Source organism: Bradyrhizobium sp. T-1 (genome assembly GCF_053592855.1).
In genome coordinates this window covers 499,168-525,078 of record NZ_CM132115.1, presented here as the reverse complement: position 1 = coordinate 525,078, position 25,911 = coordinate 499,168, and the positions used below count along the sequence as shown (strand labels likewise).

Here is a 25,911-nt window from a genome sequence, read left to right as displayed (position 1 = left end):
GCGACAACTATGCTGTTGCGATTGAACGTTCCCACGAACCACATCGCTGCTCCCTGCGACTAACCCAGGCCTCAACGACGAGGCGGGATTTCGGATGGGAGACGGCCCGTGGCGCTTGCCTTGCCTTCGCGTGCGTATGATTTGCAGATGCTGGACCGTCCCGCCGATCGTGCGCGCGACCAGGGTTGGGTCTATGGCCTGCCGCCGGGCATCGAGAGCGAGCAATGGCCGCTCGATGCCGTCACCGGTTATCCGCTGATGCACGGCTTTACGCTTCTGCTGCCGGACGATTACCGCGTGCATGGCGAGGACATCGTCGCGGTGTTGTTCTTTGCCACCGCGCCGGATCACAATGACGGCGGTGCGCCCGATGATCCCGAGATTCGCGAGGCGGTGGCGGCCCGCACCCAGCATCCGCGCCTGTCCCGCATGACCGATATTCTCGATTACGAATATGCGGCGCTGCTGCTGACCAGGGCCGAATATGAGGGTGCATTCGCAACGCCGCCGGCGCCGCTCGCGCTCGCGACGTCGGACCGGCCGCGCTGGCTGGATGTCGGCGGCGCCAGCGCTTTCCATGAAGCCGCAGCGCCCTACGCGAAGAAGATGTTCGCCGCTCCGCCGCGCGCCGACCTCGCCGAGAATCGCGCGATCGCGCTGATCCCGCGTGCTGATGACCCCAATGCCGGCAAGGCGCCGCAGGACGAGCACAGAAGCCGCGTCGCACCGACCGGCTATCAATCGTTTTACTATTATGTCGGCGGCATGCCGAGCCGCGACAATTTCCGCCTGCACGACTGGAGCAAGAACCACGCCCAAAACCATCTCGGCGGCACCATGCGGCCCTGCCAGTCCGTGCCCGAGATGAGCCCGTTCTACATCGAGTTCGAGGAATATTTCGGCGGCTACAATTTCGGCGGCGGCAACGCGCAGCTCGACTTCAAGAACATGAAGTTCGACTGGGCGTGCGGATGATCACGTCCCCCGCTTCGGCCCGATCGCCTCGAAGCCGGCCTTCTGCTCGTCGCTCAGATCCGCCTCGAAATCATCGAGCGCATCCGCAACGCCGCTGACTACCTGCTGCATCGTCTGCAGCCGCGCCTTCACGGCGGCGAGGCGCGCTTGCGGTGTCGTTTCCGCCTTCATCGGGCAGGAGCTCAGCGTTTCCAGGGTGCGCAGCGTGGTGTCCTGGAGCACGTCGAGCCGGGCGCGGCCGGTGTCGTCGAGCTTCAGCGTGCCGGCAATGTCGGAAGCCGGCCATTGCTGCTGCACGAGCTGCTCGTACTGGCGCTGGGCCTGCACATCGTAGCGGGGATCGTAGTTGGGATCGCAGGCGGATGCCGCCGGCGCGTCCTTGCGCTGGGCCGAAGCAAGCGCTGCTTGGCGCTCCCGGGTCAGCGAGTCGAGCTTTGCTTTCTGGCCGTCATCGAGGAGATCGACGAATTTTGCGAGCGGCGCGGCGAGGGCGTTGCTTGCCTTGATCATCGCATCCAGACGGGTCTGCATCACACCGAGGCGCTCCGCCGCCGTCATCGGGGGCTGCGCCGGACACGAGGCACGAATGGCATCGCGCGCTGAAGTCCAGGCACTCGCGAGCTCGTCGAGCGCGGTGCGCTGCATCTCGTTCGGCTGCACCGTGGCTGTGATGCGGTCGACAGGCAAGCCGCCGGTATCGCTGCTGTCGCAGACCATCTCCGCCGATGGGACTCGTCGCGCGCGACGGCCTTGCGGCGCGGTGTAGGCGGCAAGCTCCGGCGCCGCATAGGGCGCGAAGATCGCGGCATAGATATCGCCATAGCCATAGAGCGAGAGGCTGGTCGTATCGCCGAAGATGACTGCCGTGGTGAGATCGTCATGCGCGAACGGCCAGAACACGGGACCGATCCAGCCATAGCTGCCGTCGGGATGACGCCACCAGCCTTGCGGCCGGCGACCGCCGTGCCAGCCCGACAGCGCAGCCTGCGCCGTCAGTGCCGCGCGCAGGACGTAGGGATTAGCGGGTTGACCGCGCTCGCCACGCGGATCCTGCGACCTCAGCGCAGCGGAACGATAGCGGCCACCCCGCATCGCCATGCGGGCGTGGCGCAGCCGCGACAGGCCGATGACGTGACCGACGGCGAAGCGCGCAACACCAAGCGGCCCGCCGCGCAGTCCGAACTGCGCCTTGGCCGTATTCGGCAGGAGCACTGTCAGAGCGACCAGCATTGCGCCTGCCAGCGCCAGCCTCAAGCGTGATCGCGATATGACCACCGAGCTGACCACTTCTGGCCCTCCTCCAGCGCAACGGGCGCATCGCGCCACACGGAGAAGACTCGCCGGGGAACCAATTGTTCCGCGACGAGACGGTCAAAGCGTCGCACAATTGCGACGATGCGACTGCCGCTCGCCATGCCCCGTCGTGACGGGGCTCGCCCCTTGGTGCGAGCCACGATGCGCAATTGCGCATTCGAGATTCCATCAGGCAGCGGCAATGTCGGAACGATGGATTCGGGGCTCGTCGCTTCGCGACGCCGCGGAATGACCGCCGATGTCGACCGCGGCAACGACGCGTCGAACTTCACTGCGCCTTTTGCGGCATCACGACGGTCTGGCCGGGATAGATCAAATTCGGATTGCGGATCTTTTCGCGGTTGGCGTTGAAGATCACCGCGTAGCGGGCACCGTCGCCGTAAGCGAGACGGCTCAAGGCCCAGAGGCTGTCGCCGCGGGAAATGACCCGGCTGCCGCCGGCCTCTCCCGACGTCGTGCTGAGGACCTCCACGGGCGAGGCCGATGCGACCGTGGCGGCCGGGACCCTCGCCATGCTCTTGGGCTTGGACGGACCCATCATGCGCGGCCGAACCGCCGACCGATCCGGCGTCGCGGCGAGATGCGGCGACGGCAGCGATGCGACGATATCCGATTTGTCCGGCGTTCCGGCCGGTTTCGCTGCGACAGTGACGCGCGCCGGCGGCGGCGCGGCTTCGGCAATCGTCACCGGCATGGTGCGGCTGGATTGCAGCACGGTGCCGTCCGGCGCCCTGGCGCGCAGCGCCAGCTCATAGCTGCCGGCGGGAAGCTTTGGCGGGGTCATCACGAACTGCCCCGACGCGTCAGCCACTGCGCTGTCGATCGGCTGGCCGTCGCGCAGCAGCTCGACCTTCGACCCGGGCGCGGCCTGACCCGCGATCACGGCGGCCTCGCCATGATCGTCGACGCGGGCGACATCGAAACGCGGACCGGCGTCTGCAGCTGAAGGCTGCGGCTTGCCCGGCGCGATGTCGGCCAGCGCCGTGACCTGCTTCTGGGTCTCGGCGAGCGCGCCCGCCTTCGGCGCACCGGCCGGTGCGGGCGAAGCGGATGGCGCGGGTGGTGCGACCGCGGCGGGTCTTGGCTCTTCGGTCTTCGATTCCGCTTTGGGTTCGACCTTGGCTTTGGCCTCGGTCTTCCCCTCAGGCTTGCTCTCGGGTTTGGCTTCAGGCTTCACTTCAGGCTTCACTTCAGGCTTGGCGACGACCGCAACCTCGGTGCTCGCACTGCCCGGCAGCATGTGGCGGAGCTCACCCGGGCCGATCACCAGCACGGTGCCGACGACCGCGAGCAGGCAAAATGCAATGAAGGCCTTGGATGCGGTGATCATCGTCTCAAACCTTGATCGAAAACTCTGGATCGCAAATCGACCCCGGCAAATTGCGCCGTTTTGGCCACGGCAGCAAGACGTTCAATGGGATGAACCGCCCCCTCTCCCTCCGCGTCAAATGAGCGAGGCCGCTTCGCGGTATTTTTAAGGGATTTTCCTCGTGACCGCATTTTGTCGCGCCGCATCATGGCTGGCGCTTTCCCTCACGCTCGCGGCGTCTCCCGCGCTGGCCGCCTCCGGCCCGCCGCCGGGCTTCGTCCTCACCGACGATGCCGATCTCGCCTTCACCTCGCCCGACGGCGCCACCAAGCTCGAGCAGTACATGAAGGACAGTGACGATCTTTTCGGCGTCAAATGGCAGGTCTGGGCGCGACAGGGGGAACGGATGACCGAGCTGAAGCCTGAGCAGGGCTACGGCGCCGGCTTCCGCTTCACCAACGACTCGCAATGGCTGGTACGCATGCAGAAGACCGGTTCGGGCGAGCAGGATCTGTTTCTTTATCATGTCGAGAACGGCGCCTTCGTCAGCGCGACCAAGAAATCGCTGAGCGATCTCGCCTGGGCCTATTTCTACAGCCGGCCGGAGACGAAGCACTTTGCCAAGCTCGACTTCCACATCACGGCCAATCTCTTGAAGGGCACGGAAGAGGCCTATCGCTGGCTCGGCGTGGACTGGCCCGACAACCGTTACCTCGTGATCGGGCTCGGCGGCCAATACGACAAGCATCCGAAAAACACCCTCATGAAGGGACTGGGCGGCTGGCAATGCCGCTATGACCTCCAGACCGGAAAATTCGACGTGCCGGCGATCTTCGCCAAGGAGAATGCCGAGGCGTTGAAATGGGAAGTGAAGCGGGAGTGAAGCCCGCTCCGGAGCCACATCGCATCCTGCGCCCTTCCGGCCTCGCGCCAACTCCCTGATTTTATTCCGATTCATAGTTCCCTAACCCTGACTGGTAACGGGGTCTTGTCGGTTTTGCTGCATCTTGCATCCCAGGGAGGACGGGATGGGCGCATCAATCCGATGGACCGCGCGCTTGCGCGCGCTGCTTCGCCGTTGGCGGGGCGCGCCGCTGACGTGGCTGATTGCCGGCGGCTTCGTGCTGATGGCGGCGATGGCCATCGGCACCGGACTTACCGTCGACCGCTTCCGGCAGAACGCCATCGAGAGCGGCCGCGACAGCCTGGAAAGCTCGGTCCGCCTGCTCGCACGGCATTTCGACCGTGAGTTCGAGGATTTTGCGGTACTCCAGAAGAGCATCATCGCGGAACTCGAAGGCCATGGCATCGATTCCGCCGACGTGTTCCGCAGCGAGATGGGCACGCTCGCGATGCACGAGGTGCTGCGCGCCAAGGCCAGCGGCTGGTCCGACGTCGCCGGAGCCAACGTGTTCGATTCCACTGGCGTGCTGATCAACTCGTCGCGGCGCTGGCCCGTTGCCGACATCTCGATCGCCGATCGCGGTTATTTCAGCCGGCTCAAGAACGATCCGGCTTCGCAGGAGGAGATCGAGGTCGTGCCCGGCCGGTTCGGCAACGGTCCGGCGATCGTGTTCGCACGGCGCGTGTCGGGCTCGCATGGCGAGTTCCTCGGCCTGGTGTCGCGCGCCGTTACCCCGGAGCAGCTCGAATCCTTTTTCGCCTCGACCGGCCTCGGCGAGGAATCCTCGATCGCGATGCACCATCAGAACGGCCAGCTGCTCGCGCGCGTTCCGCATGCCGACGACATGATCGGCCGGAACTACCGCACCGGCTCGCCCGAGCAGAAGGCCATCTTCGAGCGCAGCTTCGTCACGACCGAACTCGCAAGCCCGATCGACGGCAAGGATCGCCTCGTCGCCTCGCGCATGCTGACCGGCGAGCCGCTGGTCGTGGTCGCCACCAAATCGCTGGACGCGACGCTCGCCACCTGGCGCACGCAAACCAAATTCTTCGTCACCGTGGCAGTGCTGTCGATCGGGCTGCTCGTGCTCACGCTGTTCCTGATCTTCCGACAGGTCACGTACCGCGTCTCGCTGGAGAAGCAGCGGCTCGACACCGCGATGAACACGATGACGCAGGGTCTTCTGATGTTCGACCAGGACGAGCGGCTCATCGTCTGCAACCGCCGCTACATCGACATGTACGGGCTCTCGACCGACGTGGTGAAGCCCGGCGCCTATTTCCGCGACGTGATCCGGCATCGCGCCGATACAGGCTCGTTCGACGGCGACGTCGATTCCTATTGCGACGGGATTCTGGATAGCGCCGGGCAGACCCAGAGCAATGTCGTCGAGACGTCCGACGGACGCCTGATCGAGATCAAGAACCATCCCGGCGCGGCCGGCGGCTGGCTCGCCACCCATGACGACGTCACCGAACGCATCCGCGCCGACGAGCGCATCGCCCACATGGCGCATTACGACGCGCTGACCGACCTGCCCAACCGCGTGCTGATGCGCGGACATCTGGAACGGCGCGTGGCAGAGCTTGCCCAAGGCAAGCCGTTCGCGATCCTCTATATCGACGTCGACGAGTTCAAGGGCGTCAACGATTCGCTGGGGCACGAGGTCGGCGACGAATTGCTGCGCCAGGTCGCCAGCCGCCTGCGCGCCTGCGTCAGCGGCAACGACATGGTGGCCCGACTGGGCGGGGACGAGTTCGCGATCGTCAAGGCCGGCACCTGCGACCCGGCTGAGCTGACGATGCTCGCCGAACAGATCCTGAATGTGCTGCGCATGCCGGTGGACTGCAAGGGCCAGGAGATCTCGACCGATGCCAGCATCGGCATCGCGATCGCGCCCGACCATGGCGACAATCTCGAAGACCTGCTCAAGCGCGCGGATCTCGCGATGTACGCCGCGAAATCAGAGGGACGCGGCACCTTCCGCATCTTCGTCCCCGACTACGACGCCAAGGCGCGGCAGCGCCGCCAGCTCGAGCTGGATTTGCGCCAGGCGCTGGTCCGCGGTGAGTTCGAGGTGCACTATCAGCCGCTGGTCGATCTCTCCGCCAATATCGTCACCGGCTGCGAAGCGCTGCTCAGGTGGCACCATCCGGAGCGGGGCATGGTCTCGCCCGCGGACTTCATTCCGATCGCGGAAGACACCGGCCTGATCGGCGAGATCGGCGAATGGGTGTTGAAGCAGGCCTGCAACGAGGCAGCTTCCTGGCCCGGCGACATCCACATCGCGGTCAACGTCTCGCCGGTGCAATTCCGGTCCAAGACGCTGGCGTTGAAGGTTGCCTCGGCGCTCGCGGAGTCGGGCCTGGCACCGGGGCGGCTCGAGCTGGAGATCACCGAAACCGTGCTGATCCGCGACGACGAGGAGGCGCTGACCATCCTGCAGCAGCTGCGCGAGCTCGGCGTGCGCATCGCGCTCGACGATTTCGGCACCGGCTATTCGTCGCTGAGCTATCTGCATCGCTTCCCCTTCGACAAGATCAAGATCGACCGCAGCTTCATCAGCGACATCGGCGAGCCCTCGGATTCCTCGCCGATCGTCCAGGCCGTGGTGCACATGGCCGCCGCCCGCCACATGGCGACGACGGCGGAGGGCGTCGAGACCGAGGCCCAACGCGAGGTGCTGCGCCAGCTCGGATGCAGCCAGATGCAAGGCTGGCTGTTCAGCCCGGCGGTGCCGGCGGCCAAGCTGAAGCAATTGCTGTCGAAGCAGGCGGCGGCGGCTTGAATGCGCTACCGGGCTAGCGGGCCGACGTGCGAACCAGGCTATCGACGATGCCGGAGCCCTCGTCGACCAGCTGCTGGCCGCTCATCCAGACATCGCGGCCGGCGATCCTCTTCCGCATCATGGCAAGCCAGGCCGGCTTGACGCCGCGGATATCGAAATCGTTCTGATAGAGATCGTCAGTGGCTGCAGTCTCCGTGATCTTGACCACTTGCGAGATAACAGCTCGTTCGGAGTCACTGAGCTCGCGCCGCTTCAGATCTTCCTTTGCAGTTCGATCCAGGCTGGCCTGGTGAAACATGAAGTAGGCTTCGGGATCGGCCTTGCGCTCGCGGCCTGCGAGAAAGATCGGAACGCACATGGACGCGCAGACGCCGGCCTTCTGGACCAGCGTGTCAATCGCGCGATCGCGCCCGCGGATCGCGGCAACGACCGTGCGCCCATGTTCGACCGAGCCGCCCGGCGAGTTCAGGACGAGGACGAGCCGACGCGGGTCCATCTTGTAACGATCGAGCGCAGCGGCGACACGTTCGCGCATCGGCTCCTGCACGGGCCCGCTCCAGCCCAGCACGATGCGGTCCGGCTCCTCGTTGATGGACAGGGTCTGTCGAGACGCCACATCGCCGGAGCCGGACGGCAATTGGAAATAGCCCCAAGCGAGAAGGATGCCGCCGATCCAGACCAGTGTCTTGAGCAGTGTCACGGAAGGACGCCTTCACGAATTGACGGCGTTCAAGAAACCGAACAGCGCAACGAGATCGAGCAGGGCCATCATGCCCACCGCGAAAATGAGCGAGAACGTGCGGTTCCAGAGCTTGGTGTCCGCGGCATAGAAGATCGAGACGGCCGAGCGGTCCTTGGTCGAGCGCACCGGCACCAGCGCCTCGCCGCCGCCGCTCGAAAAGAACATCAGGAAACTATGAGGGATCGGTGCCTGATCGGGCCTGGCGACCGATTTGATCTTGGCGTTGCAGAAAGTGATCACGAAGTTCGTTCGTTCGCACTTCCCATCCGTGACTTGCAGATCGTAGGCCGGCTGCCAGGTCCCGGAAAGCCGATGGTCGCGCCAGAGGTCCGGACCATAGCCGACCAACAGGTGGTAAAGCCCCGCGGCGCAGGCCACGAGCATGATGAACCAGCGAAACGGATGGCTTCCCTGAGCCATCTCGTTGGCGACCCGGCTGGAGGTGACAGTCGTGCCGGCATTGAGAGCTTGTGCAGCCGCACCAACTCCGGATTGACGCTTGCCGAACGCCATTGCGGTAACTCCGGACATTCAAATCGGCGGCAATCTACGGCTGCAACCCATAAGATAGGGCTAAAACGCCTCCGCAAATCCTCATGATGCCAAATTTGCATCAAATGCCGTCGAAGCAGCGGCCTGAGGCCGGCTGCCTCGCCTGCCATTTCGAACCATGACCGCGCCCTGCCCTGAAAATAGGATCAAACCTCGCACCTCGCCGTTGTCGCGCTGCTGAGACGACCGGGAACCCCGAACCGGCGGGCATCAGTCAACATTGCATCACGCGCATCGCAGGCGGCTTGTCGCCTGCGATCGGTTGCGCGCGTGCACATCGAGCGAGGCGACATGGCGATCGTAACGTTCAGGATGATCCCACTCATAGCAGCCGCTGCCGTGATCGGCTTTACCGCGCAGGCGCGCGACGACGGCCGCTACGCAAACTCACCGCTCAAGGGCTGGTTCGAGAGCCTGCAGAGCAAGGGCGGTGGCCCCTGCTGCGCCGATGCCGATGGCACCGCGCTCGATGATGTCGATTGGGAGACGCGAGGTGGACACTATCGCGTCAGAATCCTCGGCGACTGGATCGAGGTGCCTGACGATACCGTGATCACCGGGCCGAACCGCGTCGGCCGCACCATCGTCTGGCCCTATTACGTCAACGGCCGCGCCATGATCCGCTGCTTCATGCCCGGCAGCATGACGTGAAGTGAGCTCTCCCATGCCGGGCAACGCGCCGCCTCCAATCAGCCGATCGGAGCCTTGTATTCGCGCGGCGTTTCCATATCTCAGGGACATGATGAAGCTCACACGCGTTCAGGACCAGGCCATTCAGGCGCTCATGGCCGGCATCGTCGGCGCCGAGACGTTCGATCACGTCTTCGCGGGCATTCGCTTCGACGAAATCGAGGGCACGATGCTCTACGCCTTCGCCAGGAACGAGGACGTCGCGTCCGACATCGAGGACAGCTACTCGCCCCTCATCGCTGCCGTTGCATCGCGGGTGCTGAGCAAGCAGGTCGACGTCGTCGTCGTGATGCCGAAGGTCCTGCAATAAGGCTCTGCAATAGCGTCTTGACCCAACTCACCGACCGCATGGCCGGGGCGTGACCTCGCGTTCAAACCACGCTACCCTCCTCTGACAAGAACAAGAGGAAACGCCAATCGTGTACGACTTCATTATCGTGGGCGGCGGCTCGGCAGGGTCCGTGCTGGCCCACCGGCTCTCCGCCAGGAGCGCCAACAAGGTCCTGCTGTGCGAAGCCGGGCAGGATACGCCACCCGGCAACGAGCCGGCCGAAATCAGGGACAGCTATCCGGGCACCGCTTATTTCGATCCGCGCTTTCACTGGACCGAGCTCAAGGTCACGACCCAGGTCGTCAGCCACAACAATCCGGACGAAGCGCGGCCGCCTTTGCGGAAATACGAGCAGGCGCGCGTGCTCGGTGGCGGCTCCTCGATCAACGGCCAGATGGCCAATCGCGGCGCACCGACCGATTACGACGAATGGGAAGCGCGCGGCGCCGAGGGCTGGGCGTGGGCCGACGTGCTGCCGTTCTTCAAGAAGGTGGAGCGTGACCTCGATTTCGACGGCCCGTATCACGGCAAGGACGGCCGCATTCCGGTGCGCAGAATTCCCAGGGAGCACTGGACGCGGCACTCGCAGGCCTTCGCCGATGCCTTCCAAGCGGCCGGCCATCAATATCTGCCGGACCAGAACGGCGAGTTCGTCGACGGCTATTTCCCGGTGACGCATTCCAACCAGGCCGAGCAACGCGTCTCGGCCGCGATGGGCTATCTCGATCGCGACACCCGCAAGCGCGCCAATCTGACGATCTCCACCAACACGCAGGTCAAGGAACTGCAGTTTGAAGGCACGACCTGCGTCGGCGTGAAAGCTGTCGTCGACGGCCGCGAGCAGGAATTCCGGGGACGCGAGATCGTTCTCTCCAGTGGCGCCATCCATTCGCCGGCGCATCTGTTGCGCGCCGGCATCGGGCCGGTCGGCCACCTCAAGGAGTTGGGCATTCCGGTGCTGATGGGGCTGGCGGGCGTCGGCCAGCGCCTGATGGACCACCCTTCGATCTCACTGTCGTCCTTTGTCCGCCGCGGCGCGCGCATGAACGAGCACACGCGACGCCACATGCAGCTTGGCCTGCGTTATTCGTCGGGGCTCGCCGGCGTGCCGAAGGGCGACATGTTCGTCGTCGTGCTCTCCAAGTCGGCGTGGCACGCGGTCGGCGCGCAGATCGGCTCGCTGCTCACCTTCGTCAACAAGACTTATTCCGAGACAGGGCAGGTCAAGCTTGCCTCGCGCGATCCCTCGGCCGAGCCGATCGTCGAGTTCAATCTGCTGTCCGACCGGCGCGATCTCGAACGCCTGATGAGCGGCTTCCGCAAGATGGCGGCCATTCAGATGAGCGACGTCGTGAGGAGGGTGACGGACAAGCCGTTCCCGGCCGCCTATACCGACAAGGTGCGCAAGATCGGCGTGGTCAATACCAGGAACAAGATCCTGACGAAGATCGCCGCGACCCTGATGGACGGACCGGCGGCGCTGCGGCATTACCTGATCGACAATTTCGTGGTCGAAGGCTTTACCTTCGATGACGTGATCAACGACGACGAGGCGCTGGAAGCCTTCGTGCGCAAGGCCACCATCGGCGTGTGGCACGCCTCCTGTTCATGCCGGATGGGCCGGGCCGACGATCCGATGGCGGTTGTCGACACCCAGGGCCGGGTCAAAGGCATTCAGGGCCTGCGGGTCGTCGACGCCTCGATCTTCCCGGTGGTGCCATGCGCCAACACCAATTTTCCGGTGCTGATGTCGGCGGAGAAGATCGCGTCCGCGATGATGCAGTGATGGCGCTGACTTTGTAGGGTGGATTAGCCGAAGGCGTAACCTACCATTGTTCATATCCGCTGAAACAGAAGAGGTGAGCTACGCCGCGCGACTGCGCTTCGCGCAGTCGTTCGTCTAACCCACCTACGAACCTTCTACGCCGCCCTGAGATCGCCGACAAAGCGGTCGACGTCGCGCTTGAGATCGTCCGACAGGCGCGCCAGCATCTTGGCGGAATCCAGCACTTCGCCGGCGGCGGCACCCGTTTGCCCGGCGGCCTGCGACACGCCCGAGATGTGCCGCGAGACCTCGTTGGTGCCTTGCGAGGCCTGTTGAACGTTGCGCGCGATCTCGCGCGTTGCGGCGCCCTGCTCCTCGACGGCGGCGGCGATCGCAGCGGCGATCTCGTTGACGCGCTGGATGGTGGTGCCGATCGACTGGATCGCGGTCACCGAGGAATGGGTCGCGCCCTGGATCGCGGCGACCTGTCCCGTGATCTCCTCGGTCGCCTTCGCGGTCTGCGTGGCGAGGTTCTTCACCTCGGAAGCGACCACCGCAAAGCCGCGGCCGGCCTCGCCAGCGCGCGCCGCCTCGATGGTGGCGTTGAGCGCGAGCAGATTGGTCTGCTCGGCAATGCCCGTGATCAGCGCGACCACGTCGCCGATGCGCTGGGCAGCATCGGCCAGCGCCTGCACCTCGCCATTGGTGCGATCGGCCTCGCTGGCGGCAGCGCTCGTGATGCTGGAGGATTCCGCGACCTGGCGGCTGATCTCGCTGATCGAGGCCGAGAGCTCTTCCGTGGCAGCTGCAACCGTCTGCACGTTGGAGGATGCATCGCCGGACAGGCTCGCGACCGAGGCTGCCTTGGACGAGCCTTGTTCGGCGGTCGACGACATCGACTGCGCGGTGGCGTTGAGCTCGCCGGAGGCCGAGGCCAGCGTGTGCAGCGATTCCGTGACGGTCTTCTCGAACTGCTCGATCAGCTGGTCGACGGCAAGCTGGCGACGTTCCTTCTTCGCCTGCTCTGCAGCCTTTTCTTCGCCGAGGCGATCGCCCGTGATCATGTTCTCCCTGAACACCGACACGGCACGCGACATGTCCCCGATCTCGTCGCCGCGCTCGATGCCTGCGAGCTCGATCGCATAGTCGCGCTCGGCCAGCTTCTGCATCGCCTGCGTCAATTTGCGGATCGGCGTGCTGACGCGGTTCTGGACCAGGATGAAGCCGAACACGGTGATCGCGAGCGCCACCAGCATCATCGCGCCATTGAACACGAGGCTCCATTTCGCCGACGTCATCTGCTGACCGGCGCGGGAGACCATTTCGGCGAGCGCGACCTGGCCGGCCTCGACGCTGTAATTGAGGATCGCGGTGTTGAGCTTGGAGAGATCCTCGATCTTGATGTCGATGCTCTGGTTGTTGCTCAGCGCTTTGATGAAGCCCTGCTGGCGCTCGGTCATGGCGGCGGCGTCGCCCTGCTTCGAGCGCACGATCACGTCGGCGAGGGCTGCGGGCGCGTCTGGGCGGCCAGCGACCTCGAGCACCTGGCTCCAGGCCTGCTTGGCCCGGCCGGTATCCTCGGCAGCGCCGACCATGTCGGCAGCGCTCCAGGGCTTGCCGGCCGCAGTTGCAGCTTCGAGCCGGATCGCGACCAGCCCGCCGAAATTGCGTGCGGCCCAGGCCGATTGCTTCACCCCAAGCAGATGATCGACCACGGGATCGCTCAGCTTGAGCGCGTTCTCGAGCTCGCCGGTCAGCGCCAGGATCGTATCGAGATAATCCTGGGCGGCCTTGCGGAACTCGTCGCCTACCTTGGCGTCTCGCTGCGCCTTGGCCTGATGGATCTGGGTTTCAGCCTTCGACCGCATCGGCACGAGCGCATCATGGATCGCGACGAACTTGCTGGTCGCAGCGGCCAGACGGGAATCGCTCACGCCGGCGAGGCGCTCCAGCACGTTCTTGTAGGCCGCTTCCGACAATGCCCTGTTGGTGGCGATGCGATCGTCCGCATTGGCGTTGGCCGGTGCTTCCGCGACCAGCGCCGACAGGAAGGTTCCGCGCTCCAGCCGGAAGCCGAGCAGGGTCGCGAACAGCTGCTGGTCGGTGCTGGCGAAGCGCTCGACTTTCTGAGCGGCGCTGTTGCGCTCGATGGCGGCGAACAGCCCGGTCGAGAGCTGCCCCACCAGGAACAGGCCGAGGACGCCGATGATGGCGCCGAGAACAGAACGAATGGAGGGATTGCCGAACAATGCCATAGGGAGCGCCGGGTCTCTGAATCTGAAAAAGATGCAGAATAATACCGGCGCGCCCCTAAGATTTGGTTCACCAAACGTGTCCGCGGCACGCGCGCGCGAGGTTCAATCCAGACCTGTCAGGGGGGTGGCGATCTCAGGTCCGATAGAGGCTCACTTCGTCCGCTTGGTGGCCTGGATCTCGACGAACTCGGCGTCCGGATGGCTGACGATGGTGGCGAACATGATGCCGCTGATGATGAGCGACCAGGCGGTGTCCCAATAAATCCAAAACACTTTCCAGCCTCCGTTTTGCCAGCCTCCGTTGTGGCACCCTTCGCCCGCGAGACCGGGACAACGGCGGGAAGAAGCTGCCGTTCCCTGGAGATCCCGTGGCCGGGGCCTGCGGCTTGAGCAAGCGAAGCTTAGCGCTTCCTGATGTTGGTCGGCGAGCCCTTGCGATCGGTTTGACCGGTGTGGCGCTTTGCCACGACGTCTTCATCTCCGGCGCCTTGGCGCGGGCGCGGCGGCGGCTTGGGCTGGCCGGACTGGCCGCCGTGCTTGCCGCCCATGTCGGGTTTGCCTTCGAGGTCGTTTTCGCGGGGCATGCCGGGACAATGCGGTCACACGGCAATGGTTCGTATTTTGCTCGCACGTTGTTCGGCTGTGAACGAGTTCATAGGATCGTGGCCGTTTGCAGCGCAGAATGGCTCGCGCGCTTCGGGCGCATCGAACCTTCGACCGACGGATTTGGCCTGATGCGGAAGCAACTGGTCGCCTGGACCATCCTGACCTCGGCCTTCCTAGCGGTCGCCGTGTGGACCGTGCTCGGCCCGCCCGACCGGCCGGCCAGCCCGCATCTGCCCTCGCGCGACCTGACGGCTTCGGTGCGCTAGATCGTCATTTTGACGCGTTTTCTTGACGCGAACCGGCTTCCGCTTCGTTTGAAAACGCTTTGCAACCGATACAATTTCAGCATCGATCAATCCCAATTGGAATTTGGTGCAAAGGAACACGAGCCGCTATCCTCTGCCGCAAAACGACAACGCCACACCGGCAGGAGGATGCCCTTGACCAGACCGACACGCCCCGCACGTCATACTGCGATCGCCACCACGCTTTTCACCGCTCTTGCCCTCGTTTCCGGAGTCCGTGCCGGCATGGCCGATACCTTCGCCTATGTCGGCAATGCCGACTCCAACACCATCAGCGTGTTCAAGATAGCCGGGAACGGCGAGATGACGCCGGTGCAGACGGCCGCCTTCACAGGCATCGAAAAGCCCGGCGCCTCGACCCCGCTCGCGATCACGCCGGATCACCGCGTGCTGATCGCCGGCGTCCGCTCACAGCCGTTCGTTGCAGTCAGCTTTGCGATCGATCCCAAGACCGGCCAGCTCAGCCATATCGGCAACGGGCCGCTCGCCGACAGCATGGCCAACATCGCGACCGACCGCGGCGGCAAGGTGCTGTTCAGCGCCTCCTATGGCGGCAACAAGGTCGCGCTGAATCCGCTTGCCGCGAACGGCGTCGTCGCCGAGCCAAAGCAGGTGATCCCGACCGGGCTGAACGCCCATGCCTTCCTGCCCTCGCCTGACAATCGCTTCGTGTTCGCGACCAATCTCGGTTCGGACCAGGTGCTGCGCTTTGCGTTCGATGCGAACGCCGGCACGCTGACGCAGAACGATCCGCCGGCAGTCAAGACGCCGGAGAAATCCGGGCCGCGGCACTTCGTATTCCACCCCAACGGCAAGTTCGTCTATCTCATCCACGAGCTGAACGGCGACGTCGCGGCCTACAGCTATGAAGCCAAGAACGGGGCCTGGAGCGAGATCCAGCGCACCACTGCGCTGCCGGAAGGCTTCAGCGGTAAACCCTGGGCCGCCGACATCCACATCACCCCGGACGGCCGCTTCCTCTACGCCTCCGAGCGCACCACCAACACCCTCACCGCCTATAAGGTCGATCTATCAAGCGGCAAGCTGACCACGATCGGCAGCGTGCCGACCGAGAAGCAGCCGCGCGGCTTCAACATCGACCCCACCGGCCACTATCTCGCCGCCGTGGGCGAGCTCTCCGACGGCATGACGGTCTATGCCATCGACCAGAGCAGCGGCGCGCTCAGCAAGCTGAAATCCTACGCCACCGGCAAGAAGCCGAACTGGGTGGAGTTTTTGACCCTGCCGTAAGGGGGGATGGGGCCGGCGGACCTACGTAAACATCCGTAATTTCGCAAGATCCGTGTTGGCGTCATATGACGGTAATGGACCGTCATATCGTCTTCAAGTGCCCCCAGACCGGCATGAATGTGCAGCATCGGCTTGGCGACGAGCCGGCCGACCGTACGCACGTGCCGGTCTCCTGCCCGGCCTGTACGCGCCTGCATTTGATCGATCGTTCTACCGGCAAGCTGCTCGGCGATCGCCGGGCCTAAAGGGGTTGCTACGGCCTCGAAGCGACCTGCGCAGAGACGTCCTCGACATGGTGCAGCAGGTAGACCAGATGGCCTGCGGCGTCGTGGATAGGCGAGTTGATCGGCTGCCAATGGCGCTCGACGAAGGTGCCATCGCCATCCCGGATGTCGTAACGCTGCACCTTCATGGCATGGGCGCGCCCTGTCTCGCCGACGATCCTCAGGCTGCTGTAGAGATTACTGACACCATCGGCGAGCGGATCGTCGGGATTGTCCGGAAATATCTCGAACAGCGAGCGGCCGACAACGTCGGACCGGCTGATGAAGGTCGCCGCCGCATAGGCATCGTTGACGTCGACGATCAACAAGCCTGGCCCCGGGTCCAGCAGCATATAGGGATGCGGTGAGCTGTCGAACTCGGGTTGGAATTGCTGCCGGATCGTCGCCGCGTCGGTTTGCTGGCGCCGGCGTTGCTCGAAGGGCGTCGCATCGGCACCTGACGCAGCCGAGTTCAGCAGTGCCAATTGCCGCTTCGCCGACGCCAGCAGGGCGCGGACGGTATGCTGAACCGTTGCGTCGGTCGCTTCATTGAGCAACCGCTCAAAATGAACGATATTCTGCTCGCAAACGAACCTTTGCATCCCACCTCGACCATGAGCTGTACAACCGCGATGCCGCGCGTTCCAGACTGTAGCTCCATACAGCCGGTTCCAGCAGATGAGAAGACCGTGATCGCCGCACCCACGGTCCCCTCGACATCTGCCGGCCGCCCGGCCGGCAGCGAACCTGATTTCCGTTCCTGCGACTAATCAAGGACTTGCCGCGGCCGCCCACGGCGGCGCGGCGTCCTGCCTTGGGACAACGCTGCCGTAGTCCGCACCGCTGCCATCTGCTATCGATTGGAGGCATAGCCCCCGTGGAATTTCCGATGCGTCATGTCGTTCGAAGCCTGTTTCCCGCAGCCATCGCCGGAGTGCTCGTTTTCGGCCAAAGTCCGGCCGGAGCCGCCGATGACGACGCGCCCAAAGGGCCGGCGGTCACGGTGCTGAAGGCGGCAAAGTCCTGCTTCTCCGACATCGTCGAGGCCACCGGTACGATCATCGCGCGCGAGGAGACCTCGGTGCGGCCCGAACGTCCGGGGCTGAAAGTGACGGAGGTGCTGGCCGAAGCCGGCGAGACCACGACGGCCGGCCAGGTGCTGGCGCGGCTGGCGCTGCCCGAAGGCGGTACGCTGCAGGTCACCGCGCCGGTGGCCGGCGTCATCGCCACCTCGACTGCGCAAATCGGCGCGCCCGCCTCGGCCAAGGGCGAGGCGCTGTTCACGATCGTGGCGCGCAGCGAATATGATCTCGTCGGTCTGGTCGCGACCAACGATGTCAGGAAGCTCGCGGTCAATCAGCCGACCACCGTGCGCATTGCCGGCGCCGGCGATATCGACGGCAAGGTGCGCCGCATCGGTCCGACCGTCGAGCCGAACATCCAGCAGGGCATGGTCTATATCGGCATCTCGTCGCAGAAGCGGCTGCTGCTCAACGCAAGCGGGCGCGCACTGATCAAGACCGGGCAGAGCTGCAACGTCGCGGTGCCGCTGACCTCGGTGCAATATTCATCCGCCGGCACCGTGGTGCAGGTGATCCGCCGCAATCGCGTCGAGACCAAGCGCGTCGAGACCGGATTGATGTCGGGCGGCAATATCGAGGTCCGCGACGGCCTCAACGAAGGCGATATCGTCGTCGCCCGCGCCGGCGCGCTGCTCCGCGAAGGCGATCCCGTGCGACCGGTGATGGCGAGCGAGGCGGCGAAGTAGGTGACGATCTCGTAGAGTGGGCAAAGCGACTTGTCCGCCGTAGCTCGAAGAGCGAAGGCGGAAGCGTGCCCACGTCTTTCTCGCGAATGTCGGAAAGATTGGTGGGCACGACGTGTTGCGCCTTTGCCCAACCTACAAAAGCTCGCGAGCTCTTAGAAAATTAGCCGCCGGCCTGGTCGAAGTGCACGTCCTCGAGCAGCGAGGAGGAGACGGTCGGGACCTGATCGCCTTCGGAAGCGCGGGAGATGGCGACGCGGGTCTTGTTGAAGACGCTTTCGGCGCTGCTACCCTGCGCATTGAGATTGATGAGCAGCTCGCTGACCAGCGTAGAGTGCTCGCCCTTGCCGTCGTCGACGACCTTGCCGGGCGAGGCGGAGGAGAGGATCAGCGCGTTGTCGGGCGTGCCGATCGGCGCGAGACCGTGCGAATAGGAGCGGAAGCGGCGCTCATAGGGATTGCGGCGGGACGCATCGACCACGACGAGCTTGGCCTTGGCGCCCTGCTGCTTCATCATATCGAGCACGCCCTCGATCGAAACGCCCTGGCGGCGGACGTCGCTCTCCTTCCAGATCACGGCATCGACCGGCAGCATGTAGCTCTCGCGGCCAGCCTGCACGCCGTAGCCGCCGAAGAACAGCATGACGACGGTGTCGTGCTTGATCCGCGACTTGAGGCGGTTGACGGCGCGGACCATGTCGTCCTTGCTCGCGTCTTCCACCATGTCGACGTCAAAACCGTTCTTGCGCAGCGACGAGGACAGCGCGCGCGCGTCGTTGATCGACTGCGCCAGCGGCGCGCTGGCGTCGGGATAGTGACCGTTGCCAATGACAAGCGCCAGACGCGAGGTCTGGCCGACCGAGCCCGTGATCTGGTCGGTCGAAACGGCCTTGGCGGCGTCGAGCGCACGCATGTTGAGGGCAGCGTGGGCGCCGATCGCCAGCGACACCGTACCGACGAGGGCCGCCGCGAGCGCAATCGAGCGTCTGGAAATGTCGAGCTGCCTTAAATTCATCTCGGTTCATTCCTGTCAGTGCCAAAGACCTGCCAAGCGCGCGCACACTGTTTGAGTAGCGCGATGGCGTCTTTAGGTTTGAGGGATTGGCCGGGGGAGTGCCCCCGAATTGCGCGCAATTTGCGGCGCCGCACCAAACAAACCCTTAACCGGATATCGCCGGCCCGGCAATAGACCGCCCAAAATTTGATCTAAGCCGCTGAATATGCTCGTTAATTTAACCCTCCAGAATTCTCCATTTTTGGCCCCTCCGTAGCCTTCCGGAGGTCGATCATGCAGCTCCCGTGCCGAGTTTTTCCGTGACGTCAGTCACATTTGTATTTCCTGCGAATCCGGGTAGCTTTTTCAAAGACTTGCAGGGGCGGGTCATGGACCAGGCCCCCGGATAAGTCCCCCGCGACCAGGTATTTCATGAGCTTTCATTATTTCGCAGGTGCCGCGTGCCGGGCGCTGACGGCCCGGAAAGACGGCCCCTCCCTGTATGACGTCTGCGATCCCGTATTGTCGGGACAGGCCGGCGGCGATCCGCACCTCGCCAAGTTCTACAAGACGGCGCTCGGCAATCCCGCATTGCGGGTGCTGCTGCGGCGCGCCGGCCTGCCCGAGCTGCGTGACGAGGCCAGGCTCAGACGGCTGCGCGAGGCTTTGGTCCGCGCCCGCGACGATGCCGAGCCTGACTGGGCAGCGGTCGGCCAGCCCGTGGCCGAACTCGTCGACAGCATCGCGCTCGATCATCCCAAGCCGCCGCCCGCCATGTTCGTCGGCGCCATGCCAGCGCCGGCGCAGATCGACGGCGTGATCCGCGACTGTGCGCAGCATCTGCTCGGCTCGTACCGCAAGAACGGTTTCCTGCCGACCTATGCCGCCTTCAACCTGATCGGCGATCCCGACCTCCGCGGGCGCGAGCTTATCATGGCGCTCACCGGGCTGAATGCGCGCGGCTACAAGAATTCGTCGCTGCTGTTCAACCTCGCCCGCGTCTTCATCGCGCGCTCGGAGGCCCGCGCCGTGGTCAATCCGCCCTGGAGCGGCATCGCCGAGCCGATGTGGGAGCCGGTGCAGATCCGTCACCGCTCGGCCTATTACGATGCGTTCTTCATCGAGGCATTGCTCAGCTATGTCGAGACCGGGCTCGCCTCACCGGCCGACAAGACGGCAGCGGAGCGCGCGATCGCCGACATGGTCGATTTCTGCGTCAACATCAGCCGCGAAGAGGTGGTGGCGACCGGCGGCCAGCGGTTCAACGTCATCACCGCGCTGGCGCCCGCGCCGCATCCGCGCTTCTCCCGCTATTTCGCCCAGATCAAGCAGGACCTCGGCTTCGGCGTCTATGTGCCGGACTGCGACACCACGGCGTGCTCGATCTCGGCGGCGACGCAGGCCGGCTGTACCGATCCTATCCTTGAGCAGCCGCTGCTGGATTTCTACGCCGGCTACCAGGTGCATGCCGGCGTCAACGAGCCGCGCGTGACGGTGCCGCTCAACGACAATATCGACTACGAGGGCGGCGTTGCGACCTGGATCGACAACCTCCGGGGCGAGCGGCCCTATGGCAACGACCTCGATCCGACGCTCAATCTCGACGTTCTCGAGGTGAGCTTTCGCAATCTGGCGCGCTGGAAAGTTCTGGAGACGCCGGCGCGGCTCGCAACCGTGCATCGCATCATCGGCTTCCAGAAGCGGCTGGCGGCGAGCGGCGCCTTCGCCAATCCGCGCTCGCACATCTACTATCTGCCGGAGCTCTACAGCGCCTATTTCGGCCGCTGCTATGCCGCCTTCCTGGCGCTGCCGCTCGCCGCGCAGGCCGCGATCGATCCCGACGGCGATTTCGACTTCATCCGTCACCGCGTGCTGTCCTACGTCCAGGGCGAGCTGATGGCCGCCGAGATGAACGTGTTCGACGCGGCACTGGCGCTGATCGCGCTCGGCCATCTCGGCGCCGACCCGCGGGCCTTTGCGCCCGCTCTCAACGTGATCGTCAATGCCATCGGCGAAGGCGGCCGCCGCGGCCCGTTCCGCGCCTATGAATGGAACAAGATGAAGACGCCAACGCGGATCCTGGTCGGCGGACCGGAGGTCACGTCGGCGTTCGTGCTGATGGGGCTGGCGGTGGCAAGGCGGCGAATTGTGAATGGCGAATAGCGAATGGGGTTGGTCGACCCCCATTCGCCATGCCCTACTCGCCATTCGCCCGCAGCAATGACGGGAAGTTGAAAGCCTCTGTGTTCGGCATATGCTGGCCGAGTGGCCCAAAGCCGACCACAATTGCGGGCACTATCGAGATTGTTTTCACACGCGGACCGGCATGTTGCGAAAAATCCTGATTGCGCTGTCTCTGCTCGCTGTCCCCTCGCTCGCGGCGGCAGCTGACATCACCGGCACCGCGAAGGTCCGCGATGGCGACTCCGTCCTGATCGGCAACACGCGGATCCGGCTCGGCGGCATCGACGCGCCCTCGGTCGACCAGCTCTGCCTCAACACCAAGAGCGAGCGCTGGACCTGCGGCGTCGCCGCGCGCGACGAGCTCGCCAAATACAGCGAGGGCAAAAACTGGGTCTGCCATGCCCGCTCGATCGACCGGCGCGGCCGCACCGTGGCGCGCTGCGAGGTCGGCGGCGAGGACGTCCAGAAATGGCTGGTGCGCAACGGCTGGGCGCTGGCCTTTGTCCGCATCTCGAAGGACTACGAGGCGGACGAAGCTGCCGCGCGTGAGGCCAAAGCCGGGATGTGGCAGGGCGCCTTCATCGCCCCCTGGGACTGGCGCGTACGCAACAAGAAGACGACGATCCTTGGTGCCACCAAGCCGCCGGAAGGGGCCCATTCGGTGCTGCTCGCCTCGGCCTCGGGGCCGGTCGCGCCCTCGCCGGACTGCACCATCAAGGGCAACGTCAACTCGTCGGGCGAGTGCATCTACCACCAGCCAACCAGCCGCTGGTACACCCAGATCAAGATGAAGATCAGCAAGGGCACCCGCTGGTTCTGCTCGGTCGAGGAGGCGGAGGCCGCCGGCTGCAGGGAAACCAAGAGATAAGAGCCCCAGACCTGCGTTTTGCGCGCTTTTCTCAGGCGCCCACGCCGCGTAGAAGTGTAGATCAGCGACCCACCAGACAGTCTTCACGACACAAGGAAGATAGCAATGACCGTTCGCGCGGGCCGGGAATTTCTGGCCATCCCCGGGCCCACCACGATGCCCGACGCGGTGCTGCAGGCGATGCATCGTCCGGCGATCGACATCTACTCCAAGGAGATGCTCGACCTGACCGAAAGCCTGCTCCGCGACATCTCGACTCTGTTCGCGACCAAGGGCAAGTCCTACATCTACATCGCGAACGGCCACGGCGCCTGGGAAGCCGCCTTGAGCAACGTTTTGTCGCGCGGCGACAAGGTGCTGGTGCTCGAGAGCGGACGGTTCGCGATCGGCTGGGGCAATGCGGCAGCGCTGATGGGCGCCGATGTCGAGGTGCTCAAGGGCGACTGGCGCCGCGCCGTGCGGCCGCATGAGGTCGAGGAGCGGCTGCGCCGCGACACCGAGCACAAGATCAAGGCCGTCGTCGTCGTCCAGATCGACACGGCTTCGGGCGTGCAGAACGACATCGAGGCGATCGGCAAGGCGATCAAGGCGGCCGGCCATCCCGCATTGTACATGGTCGACACCGTGGCTTCGCTCGGCTGCATGCCGTTCGAGATGGACAAATGGGGCGTCGACGTCGCTATGTCCGGTTCGCAGAAGGGCCTGATGACGCCTCCCGGCCTCGGCTTCGTCTCCGCCAACGCGCGCGCGCTGGAAGTGCACAAGAAGGCCAACATGGCGACGCCCTATTGGAGCTGGAGCGAGCGCGAGGGTACCGAGAACTATCGCAAATATGCCGGCACGGCGCCGGTGCATCTCTTGTTCGCTTTGCGCAAGGCGATCGACATGCTGAACGAGGAAGGGCTGGAGAACGCCTTCCGCCGTCACAGCCTGCTCGGCGAAGCCACGCGCCGCGCCGTCGGCGCATGGACGGAAGGCCAGGTGCTCGGCTTCAACGTCGCCGAAGCCAGCGAGCGCTCCAACACCGTGACCACGGTGACCATGAGCAACGGTCACGATCCCGCGGTGCTGCAACGCTATTGCAAGGATAAATGCGGCGTCGTGCTCGGCACCGGCATCGGCGACCTCTCGGGGCAGGCTTTCCGCATCGCCCATATGGGCCATGTCAATGCGCCGATGCTGCTCGGTACCTTGGGCGTGATCGAGGTAGGCCTCAACGCGCTGAAGATCCCGCATGGCAAGGGTGGGTTAGAGGCAGCGGTGTCGTATCTCGGCGAGCAGGTGGCGGTGTAAGGCACTGCTGTCGTCCCTGTGAACGCCTCCTCTTTCTTCCTTCTCCGCTTGTGGGAGAAGGTGGCGCGGAGCGCCGGATGAGGGGGATCTCTCCGCGCACAGAGCCGCCTACTGCGTTCGCGGATAGATACCCCTCACCCGTCTCGCCGCTATCGCGGCGATCCACCCTCTCCCCGGTCTGAACACCCACAAGGGGAGAGGGAAGATCAGCGCTCGACACGATACGCTTCGACCTGCGTCCTCAGCTCATCCAACGGTGCAGTCGGCTTGTTCGGATCGACGCGGTATTCTCCAGTCGCCAGCCATCGCAGCACCATCGCGTCCACCACCGGCGAATGGTGAATGACGTCGCCGTAATTGCCGAGATCGTGCGTCACCGCCTTGATCGCACGGAAATCGTGAAGCCGCACATTGGGAAGCTTCGTCAGGCGCTGCGCGATCACCGCTGTGAGATCCGCGACGATCTTCAGCGTCTCCGGCGAAGCATCGCGCATGGCGACGAATTGCAGGATCGAATAGGGCGGGAAATAGATGTCGAAGGTCACGTCCGGATGGCGCGTGATCAGGCCGACGGCGTCCTGCTCGAAGTGCCGGACCATGGCGTCGTAGCCATAGCCTTCGCCGAGGAAGCGGCTGCGCGAAGGCGCGGTGATGTAAGCGAAGGAGGCGAGCGTCTTCTTCGCATTGTAATCGCGCGGCAGGTCGAAATCCCGCGGCAGCGCATAGATGTCGTCGACATCTGCCAGCGCGAACTTGACCGGAAGATACGGCGCCGCCCGGCTCAGCGGCTCCCGTAGCGGCGGAACAGAGCGCAGCAGTGCGAACAGGGATTCCTTCGCCATCTCCGCGCTGAACAGATAGGACGCGATGCCCTTGGCCGTCCTGCGGTAGAGATCGACGGAGAGATACGGATCGGCCTCGATGTCCGCAGCATCGACGAAAATAAAGTCGTCCATCTCCCAGATCACGCGCCGGGCACCGCGGTCGATCGCCTGCTCCAGCACAAAGCTCTGCTGACGCGAGTTCGATCCGGTCATGGCGAGCTTGAGCGAATGCACGCCGAGCACGCGATCGATGTCGCTCTGGCGAAAGTGAATGGCGAGCGAAGTGCCGATGAAGGCCGTATCGAACGACTGGCTGCGGATCAACCCGGCGTTCTGCACGCGCGTGTCGTCGGAATAAAAGGCCTCGCGCGAAGGGCGAAATAGTTGCAGGGGATCGACGAGATAGGTGAGCACTGCTGCACCCAGCATGCAGGCGACACTCGCGAGCAGAAGACGCACCAGATGTGTGAGCGTGCCGCGCATCAGAACCGGAAATAGATGAATTCGCTGTGGCTCTGGATGCCCAGGATGCCGAAGGCGAGCACGAGCGAGGCGCCATAGAGGAACAAGGGCCGCATGCGCCCTGCCCGCAAGGCTTCGCCGACCGTGCGATTGCCGTGATCATATCCCATCAGCGATTGCGTGTTCGGCGCCAGCCACACCAACGCGGCATAAACGGCGACCAACACCAGCGCCGCGATCTCCTCGCGGCCAAACACGATGTTCGAGGGATCCGCCATGGCGCGGAGCACCCGCAGCGCCCACGCAACGCTCTCGGCCCGGAAGAACACCCAGGCGACGACGACAGCAAGGAACGTCAGCGCGGCGCCGACAATGCGGGCCGGGCGCGCAAGGATCGTAGGCACGTTCGGCACGAGCGCGTTGAAGACGTGATTGACGCAGAGATAGGCGCCGTGCAGCGCGCCCCACACCACAAAGGTCCAGGCCGCGCCATGCCAAAGGCCGCCGAGCAGCATCGTGATCATCAGGTTCACGTAGCGCAGCACGCGACCCCGGCGGTTTCCCCCGAGCGGGATGTAGAGATAATCGCGCAGGAATTGCGACAAAGTCATGTGCCAGCGGCGCCAGAAATCGACGATGCTGGTGGCCTTGTAGGGCGAGCTGAAATTGACCGGCAGGAAGATGCCGAACATCAGCGAGATCCCGATCGCCATGTCGGAATAGCCGGAGAAGTCGAAATAGAGCTGGAAGGTGTAGGCCAGCGCGCCAAGCCAGGCCTGGTCGAAGCTCGGCGAGCGCGCCTCGAAGGCGAGCGCGACCAGCGGCTGGATGCCGTCGGCAAGGCAGGTTTTCTTGAACAGGCCGGTCGCGAAAATGATGATTCCGCACAGGATCAGATGCGCGTCGGGATGCTTGGTTTCCTCCCGCGCGAATTGCGGGATCATGTCCTTGTGGTGGAGGATCGGTCCCGCGATCAAATGCGGGAAATAGGTCACGAACAGCGCGTAATGCGGCAGCGCATAGGCCGCGACCTGGCCGCGATAGGCATCCACCAGGAACGCAATCTGGGTGAAGGTGTAGAAGGAGATGCCGACCGGCAGCAGGATGTGGAGCGCAAGATGCGTGCCGGCCAGCGCATTGACGTTCTCGGTGACGAAGCCGGCGTATTTGAAGATGCCGAGCACGAGGAGATCACCTGTGACACCAATCACGAGTGCGGCCTTCCGTCGTGACGGCCCGAGCTTCGCCACGATGAGGAGATGACCGACACCGTAATTGAACACGATCGAGAGCAGCAGCAGGGCCACGAACTGCCAGTTGCCGATCGCGTAGAAGACGATCGAGGCCAGCGCCAGCCAGATCACCGGGGTCAGATTGCTGCGCCGCCCCAGGGCAAAATAGCCGGCCAGCACCACGGGGAGGAACAGCAGGATGAACGGATAGGAATTGAACAGCATCAGGCTGGACCAGG

The 25,911-nt window shown here is 64.5% G+C and carries 24 protein-coding genes; 13 read left to right on the top strand and 11 right to left on the bottom strand.

The window, feature by feature from the left end:
• Positions 1-108: 108 nt before the first annotated feature.
• On the top strand, positions 109-975 hold the full coding sequence (locus tag ACWAT4_RS02500) for a hypothetical protein (protein WP_449729728.1): 867 nt from the start codon (positions 109-111) through the stop codon (positions 973-975).
• On the opposite strand, the gene ACWAT4_RS02495 is transcribed toward ACWAT4_RS02500, so the two are convergent.
• Positions 976-2,205 carry a Spy/CpxP family protein refolding chaperone gene (locus tag ACWAT4_RS02495; protein WP_449729727.1) on the bottom strand — a complete coding sequence of 410 codons (1,230 nt, stop codon included), beginning with the start codon at positions 2,203-2,205 and terminating at the stop codon, positions 976-978.
• Between the two features lie 352 nt (positions 2,206-2,557).
• On the bottom strand, positions 2,558-3,619 hold the full coding sequence (locus ACWAT4_RS02490) for a LysM peptidoglycan-binding domain-containing protein (protein ID WP_449729726.1): 1,062 nt from the start codon (positions 3,617-3,619) through the stop codon (positions 2,558-2,560).
• Positions 3,620-3,779: 160 nt separating this feature from the next.
• Between ACWAT4_RS02490 and ACWAT4_RS02485 the strand changes: the two genes are divergently transcribed.
• Both ACWAT4_RS02485 and ACWAT4_RS02480 read left to right on the top strand, forming a co-directional pair.
• Positions 3,780-4,481, top strand: a complete 702-nt coding sequence (locus tag ACWAT4_RS02485; RefSeq protein ID WP_212428185.1) for a hypothetical protein — start codon at positions 3,780-3,782, stop codon at positions 4,479-4,481.
• Between the two features lie 145 nt (positions 4,482-4,626).
• Positions 4,627-7,290, top strand: a complete 2,664-nt coding sequence (locus ACWAT4_RS02480) for a bifunctional diguanylate cyclase/phosphodiesterase (protein ID WP_449729725.1) — start codon at positions 4,627-4,629, stop codon at positions 7,288-7,290.
• Positions 7,291-7,303: 13 nt separating this feature from the next.
• Here ACWAT4_RS02480 and ACWAT4_RS02475 read toward each other — a convergent pair whose 3' ends face one another.
• Positions 7,304-7,990 (bottom strand): ATP-dependent Clp protease proteolytic subunit, encoded by a 687-nt coding sequence (locus ACWAT4_RS02475; RefSeq protein WP_449729724.1) that lies wholly within the window; start codon positions 7,988-7,990, stop codon positions 7,304-7,306.
• A 12-nt stretch (positions 7,991-8,002) separates the two neighbouring features.
• Complete coding sequence (locus ACWAT4_RS02470; protein WP_212303658.1) at positions 8,003-8,545, bottom strand: hypothetical protein; 543 nt, start codon at positions 8,543-8,545, stop codon at positions 8,003-8,005.
• A 330-nt stretch (positions 8,546-8,875) separates the two neighbouring features.
• Here ACWAT4_RS02470 and ACWAT4_RS02465 point away from each other — a divergent pair, with 330 nt between their 5' ends.
• The 3 genes from ACWAT4_RS02465 to ACWAT4_RS02455 all read left to right on the top strand — a co-directional run bounded on the left by ACWAT4_RS02465 (position 8,876) and on the right by ACWAT4_RS02455 (position 11,391).
• Positions 8,876-9,235, top strand: coding sequence for a hypothetical protein (locus tag ACWAT4_RS02465; protein ID WP_212303659.1), 360 nt, complete (start codon positions 8,876-8,878; stop codon positions 9,233-9,235).
• Between the two features lie 88 nt (positions 9,236-9,323).
• Entirely contained in the window at positions 9,324-9,584 is a 261-nt protein-coding gene (locus tag ACWAT4_RS02460; protein ID WP_212447246.1) for a hypothetical protein, read from the top strand.
• Between the two features lie 109 nt (positions 9,585-9,693).
• A complete protein-coding gene (locus tag ACWAT4_RS02455; RefSeq protein WP_449729723.1) occupies positions 9,694-11,391 on the top strand; it encodes a GMC family oxidoreductase in 1,698 nt (565 codons plus the stop codon).
• 134 nt (positions 11,392-11,525) lie between these two features.
• On the opposite strand, the gene ACWAT4_RS02450 is transcribed toward ACWAT4_RS02455, so the two are convergent.
• The 3 genes from ACWAT4_RS02450 to ACWAT4_RS02440 all read right to left on the bottom strand — a co-directional run bounded on the left by ACWAT4_RS02450 (position 11,526) and on the right by ACWAT4_RS02440 (position 14,209).
• Positions 11,526-13,625 (bottom strand): methyl-accepting chemotaxis protein, encoded by a 2,100-nt coding sequence (locus tag ACWAT4_RS02450; protein ID WP_449729722.1) that lies wholly within the window; start codon positions 13,623-13,625, stop codon positions 11,526-11,528.
• Positions 13,626-13,775: 150 nt separating this feature from the next.
• Complete coding sequence (locus ACWAT4_RS02445) at positions 13,776-13,898, bottom strand: hypothetical protein (RefSeq protein WP_349629550.1); 123 nt, start codon at positions 13,896-13,898, stop codon at positions 13,776-13,778.
• A gap of 128 nt (positions 13,899-14,026) precedes the next feature.
• Positions 14,027-14,209 (bottom strand): hypothetical protein, encoded by a 183-nt coding sequence (locus ACWAT4_RS02440; RefSeq protein ID WP_212303663.1) that lies wholly within the window; start codon positions 14,207-14,209, stop codon positions 14,027-14,029.
• Between the two features lie 150 nt (positions 14,210-14,359).
• On the opposite strand from ACWAT4_RS02440, the gene ACWAT4_RS02435 reads away from it, so the two are divergent.
• The 3 genes from ACWAT4_RS02435 to ACWAT4_RS02425 all read left to right on the top strand — a co-directional run bounded on the left by ACWAT4_RS02435 (position 14,360) and on the right by ACWAT4_RS02425 (position 16,032).
• Positions 14,360-14,497 (top strand): hypothetical protein, encoded by a 138-nt coding sequence (locus ACWAT4_RS02435; RefSeq protein ID WP_212303664.1) that lies wholly within the window; start codon positions 14,360-14,362, stop codon positions 14,495-14,497.
• 174 nt (positions 14,498-14,671) lie between these two features.
• Complete coding sequence (locus ACWAT4_RS02430) at positions 14,672-15,787, top strand: lactonase family protein (RefSeq protein ID WP_433995314.1); 1,116 nt, start codon at positions 14,672-14,674, stop codon at positions 15,785-15,787.
• A gap of 74 nt (positions 15,788-15,861) precedes the next feature.
• Complete coding sequence (locus tag ACWAT4_RS02425; RefSeq protein ID WP_212303666.1) at positions 15,862-16,032, top strand: hypothetical protein; 171 nt, start codon at positions 15,862-15,864, stop codon at positions 16,030-16,032.
• Between the two features lie 8 nt (positions 16,033-16,040).
• Here the strand turns inward: ACWAT4_RS02425 and ACWAT4_RS02420 are convergent, their stop codons facing one another.
• Complete coding sequence (locus ACWAT4_RS02420) at positions 16,041-16,652, bottom strand: PAS domain-containing protein (RefSeq protein ID WP_449729721.1); 612 nt, start codon at positions 16,650-16,652, stop codon at positions 16,041-16,043.
• Positions 16,653-16,939: 287 nt separating this feature from the next.
• Between ACWAT4_RS02420 and ACWAT4_RS02415 the strand changes: the two genes are divergently transcribed.
• Positions 16,940-17,818, top strand: coding sequence for an efflux RND transporter periplasmic adaptor subunit (locus ACWAT4_RS02415; protein WP_212303668.1), 879 nt, complete (start codon positions 16,940-16,942; stop codon positions 17,816-17,818).
• Between the two features lie 160 nt (positions 17,819-17,978).
• Here the strand turns inward: ACWAT4_RS02415 and ACWAT4_RS02410 are convergent, their stop codons facing one another.
• Entirely contained in the window at positions 17,979-18,830 is an 852-nt protein-coding gene (locus ACWAT4_RS02410; protein WP_449729720.1) for a caspase family protein, read from the bottom strand.
• 411 nt (positions 18,831-19,241) lie between these two features.
• Between ACWAT4_RS02410 and ACWAT4_RS02405 the strand changes: the two genes are divergently transcribed.
• The 3 genes from ACWAT4_RS02405 to ACWAT4_RS02395 all read left to right on the top strand — a co-directional run bounded on the left by ACWAT4_RS02405 (position 19,242) and on the right by ACWAT4_RS02395 (position 23,154).
• Entirely contained in the window at positions 19,242-20,972 is a 1,731-nt protein-coding gene (locus ACWAT4_RS02405) for a hypothetical protein (protein ID WP_449729719.1), read from the top strand.
• A 163-nt stretch (positions 20,973-21,135) separates the two neighbouring features.
• Entirely contained in the window at positions 21,136-21,861 is a 726-nt protein-coding gene (locus ACWAT4_RS02400; protein WP_212303671.1) for a thermonuclease family protein, read from the top strand.
• A gap of 105 nt (positions 21,862-21,966) precedes the next feature.
• Positions 21,967-23,154, top strand: coding sequence for a pyridoxal-phosphate-dependent aminotransferase family protein (locus ACWAT4_RS02395; protein WP_212447252.1), 1,188 nt, complete (start codon positions 21,967-21,969; stop codon positions 23,152-23,154).
• Positions 23,155-23,360: 206 nt separating this feature from the next.
• Here the strand turns inward: ACWAT4_RS02395 and ACWAT4_RS02390 are convergent, their stop codons facing one another.
• Together ACWAT4_RS02390 and ACWAT4_RS02385 are read right to left on the bottom strand one after the other, a co-directional pair.
• Complete coding sequence (locus ACWAT4_RS02390) at positions 23,361-24,461, bottom strand: hypothetical protein (RefSeq protein ID WP_449729718.1); 1,101 nt, start codon at positions 24,459-24,461, stop codon at positions 23,361-23,363.
• The gene (locus ACWAT4_RS02385; RefSeq protein ID WP_449729717.1) at positions 24,461-25,897 is read right to left on the bottom strand and encodes an MBOAT family O-acyltransferase; all 1,437 of its coding nucleotides are present in this window, start codon (positions 25,895-25,897) and stop codon (positions 24,461-24,463) included. The genes ACWAT4_RS02390 and ACWAT4_RS02385 overlap by 1 nt, the downstream gene beginning before the upstream one ends.
• Positions 25,898-25,911 lie beyond the last annotated feature (14 nt).

Bases quoted from the DNA above. Each gene is read 5' to 3' on its own strand.
- ACWAT4_RS02415 (WP_212303668.1), top strand. From the start codon at position 16,940: ATGCGTCATGTCGTTCGAAGCCTGTTTCCCGCAGCCATCGCCGGAGTG.
- ACWAT4_RS02440 (WP_212303663.1), bottom strand. From the start codon at position 14,209: ATGCCCCGCGAAAACGACCTCGAAGGCAAACCCGACATGGGCGGCAAG.
- ACWAT4_RS02385 (WP_449729717.1), bottom strand. From the start codon at position 25,897: ATGCTGTTCAATTCCTATCCGTTCATCCTGCTGTTCCTCCCCGTGGTG.
- ACWAT4_RS02480 (WP_449729725.1), top strand. From the start codon at position 4,627: ATGGGCGCATCAATCCGATGGACCGCGCGCTTGCGCGCGCTGCTTCGC.
- ACWAT4_RS02450 (WP_449729722.1), bottom strand. From the start codon at position 13,625: ATGGCATTGTTCGGCAATCCCTCCATTCGTTCTGTTCTCGGCGCCATC.
- ACWAT4_RS02390 (WP_449729718.1), bottom strand. From the start codon at position 24,461: ATGCGCGGCACGCTCACACATCTGGTGCGTCTTCTGCTCGCGAGTGTC.
- ACWAT4_RS02435 (WP_212303664.1), top strand. From the start codon at position 14,360: ATGCGGAAGCAACTGGTCGCCTGGACCATCCTGACCTCGGCCTTCCTA.
- ACWAT4_RS02410 (WP_449729720.1), bottom strand. From the start codon at position 18,830: ATGAATTTAAGGCAGCTCGACATTTCCAGACGCTCGATTGCGCTCGCG.
- ACWAT4_RS02465 (WP_212303659.1), top strand. From the start codon at position 8,876: ATGGCGATCGTAACGTTCAGGATGATCCCACTCATAGCAGCCGCTGCC.
- ACWAT4_RS02495 (WP_449729727.1), bottom strand. From the start codon at position 2,205: ATGCTGGTCGCTCTGACAGTGCTCCTGCCGAATACGGCCAAGGCGCAG.
- ACWAT4_RS02395 (WP_212447252.1), top strand. From the start codon at position 21,967: ATGACCGTTCGCGCGGGCCGGGAATTTCTGGCCATCCCCGGGCCCACC.
- ACWAT4_RS02400 (WP_212303671.1), top strand. From the start codon at position 21,136: ATGTTGCGAAAAATCCTGATTGCGCTGTCTCTGCTCGCTGTCCCCTCG.
- ACWAT4_RS02460 (WP_212447246.1), top strand. From the start codon at position 9,324: ATGATGAAGCTCACACGCGTTCAGGACCAGGCCATTCAGGCGCTCATG.
- ACWAT4_RS02490 (WP_449729726.1), bottom strand. From the start codon at position 3,619: ATGATCACCGCATCCAAGGCCTTCATTGCATTTTGCCTGCTCGCGGTC.
- ACWAT4_RS02420 (WP_449729721.1), bottom strand. From the start codon at position 16,652: ATGCAAAGGTTCGTTTGCGAGCAGAATATCGTTCATTTTGAGCGGTTG.
- ACWAT4_RS02470 (WP_212303658.1), bottom strand. From the start codon at position 8,545: ATGGCGTTCGGCAAGCGTCAATCCGGAGTTGGTGCGGCTGCACAAGCT.
- ACWAT4_RS02405 (WP_449729719.1), top strand. From the start codon at position 19,242: ATGAGCTTTCATTATTTCGCAGGTGCCGCGTGCCGGGCGCTGACGGCC.
- ACWAT4_RS02425 (WP_212303666.1), top strand. From the start codon at position 15,862: ATGGACCGTCATATCGTCTTCAAGTGCCCCCAGACCGGCATGAATGTG.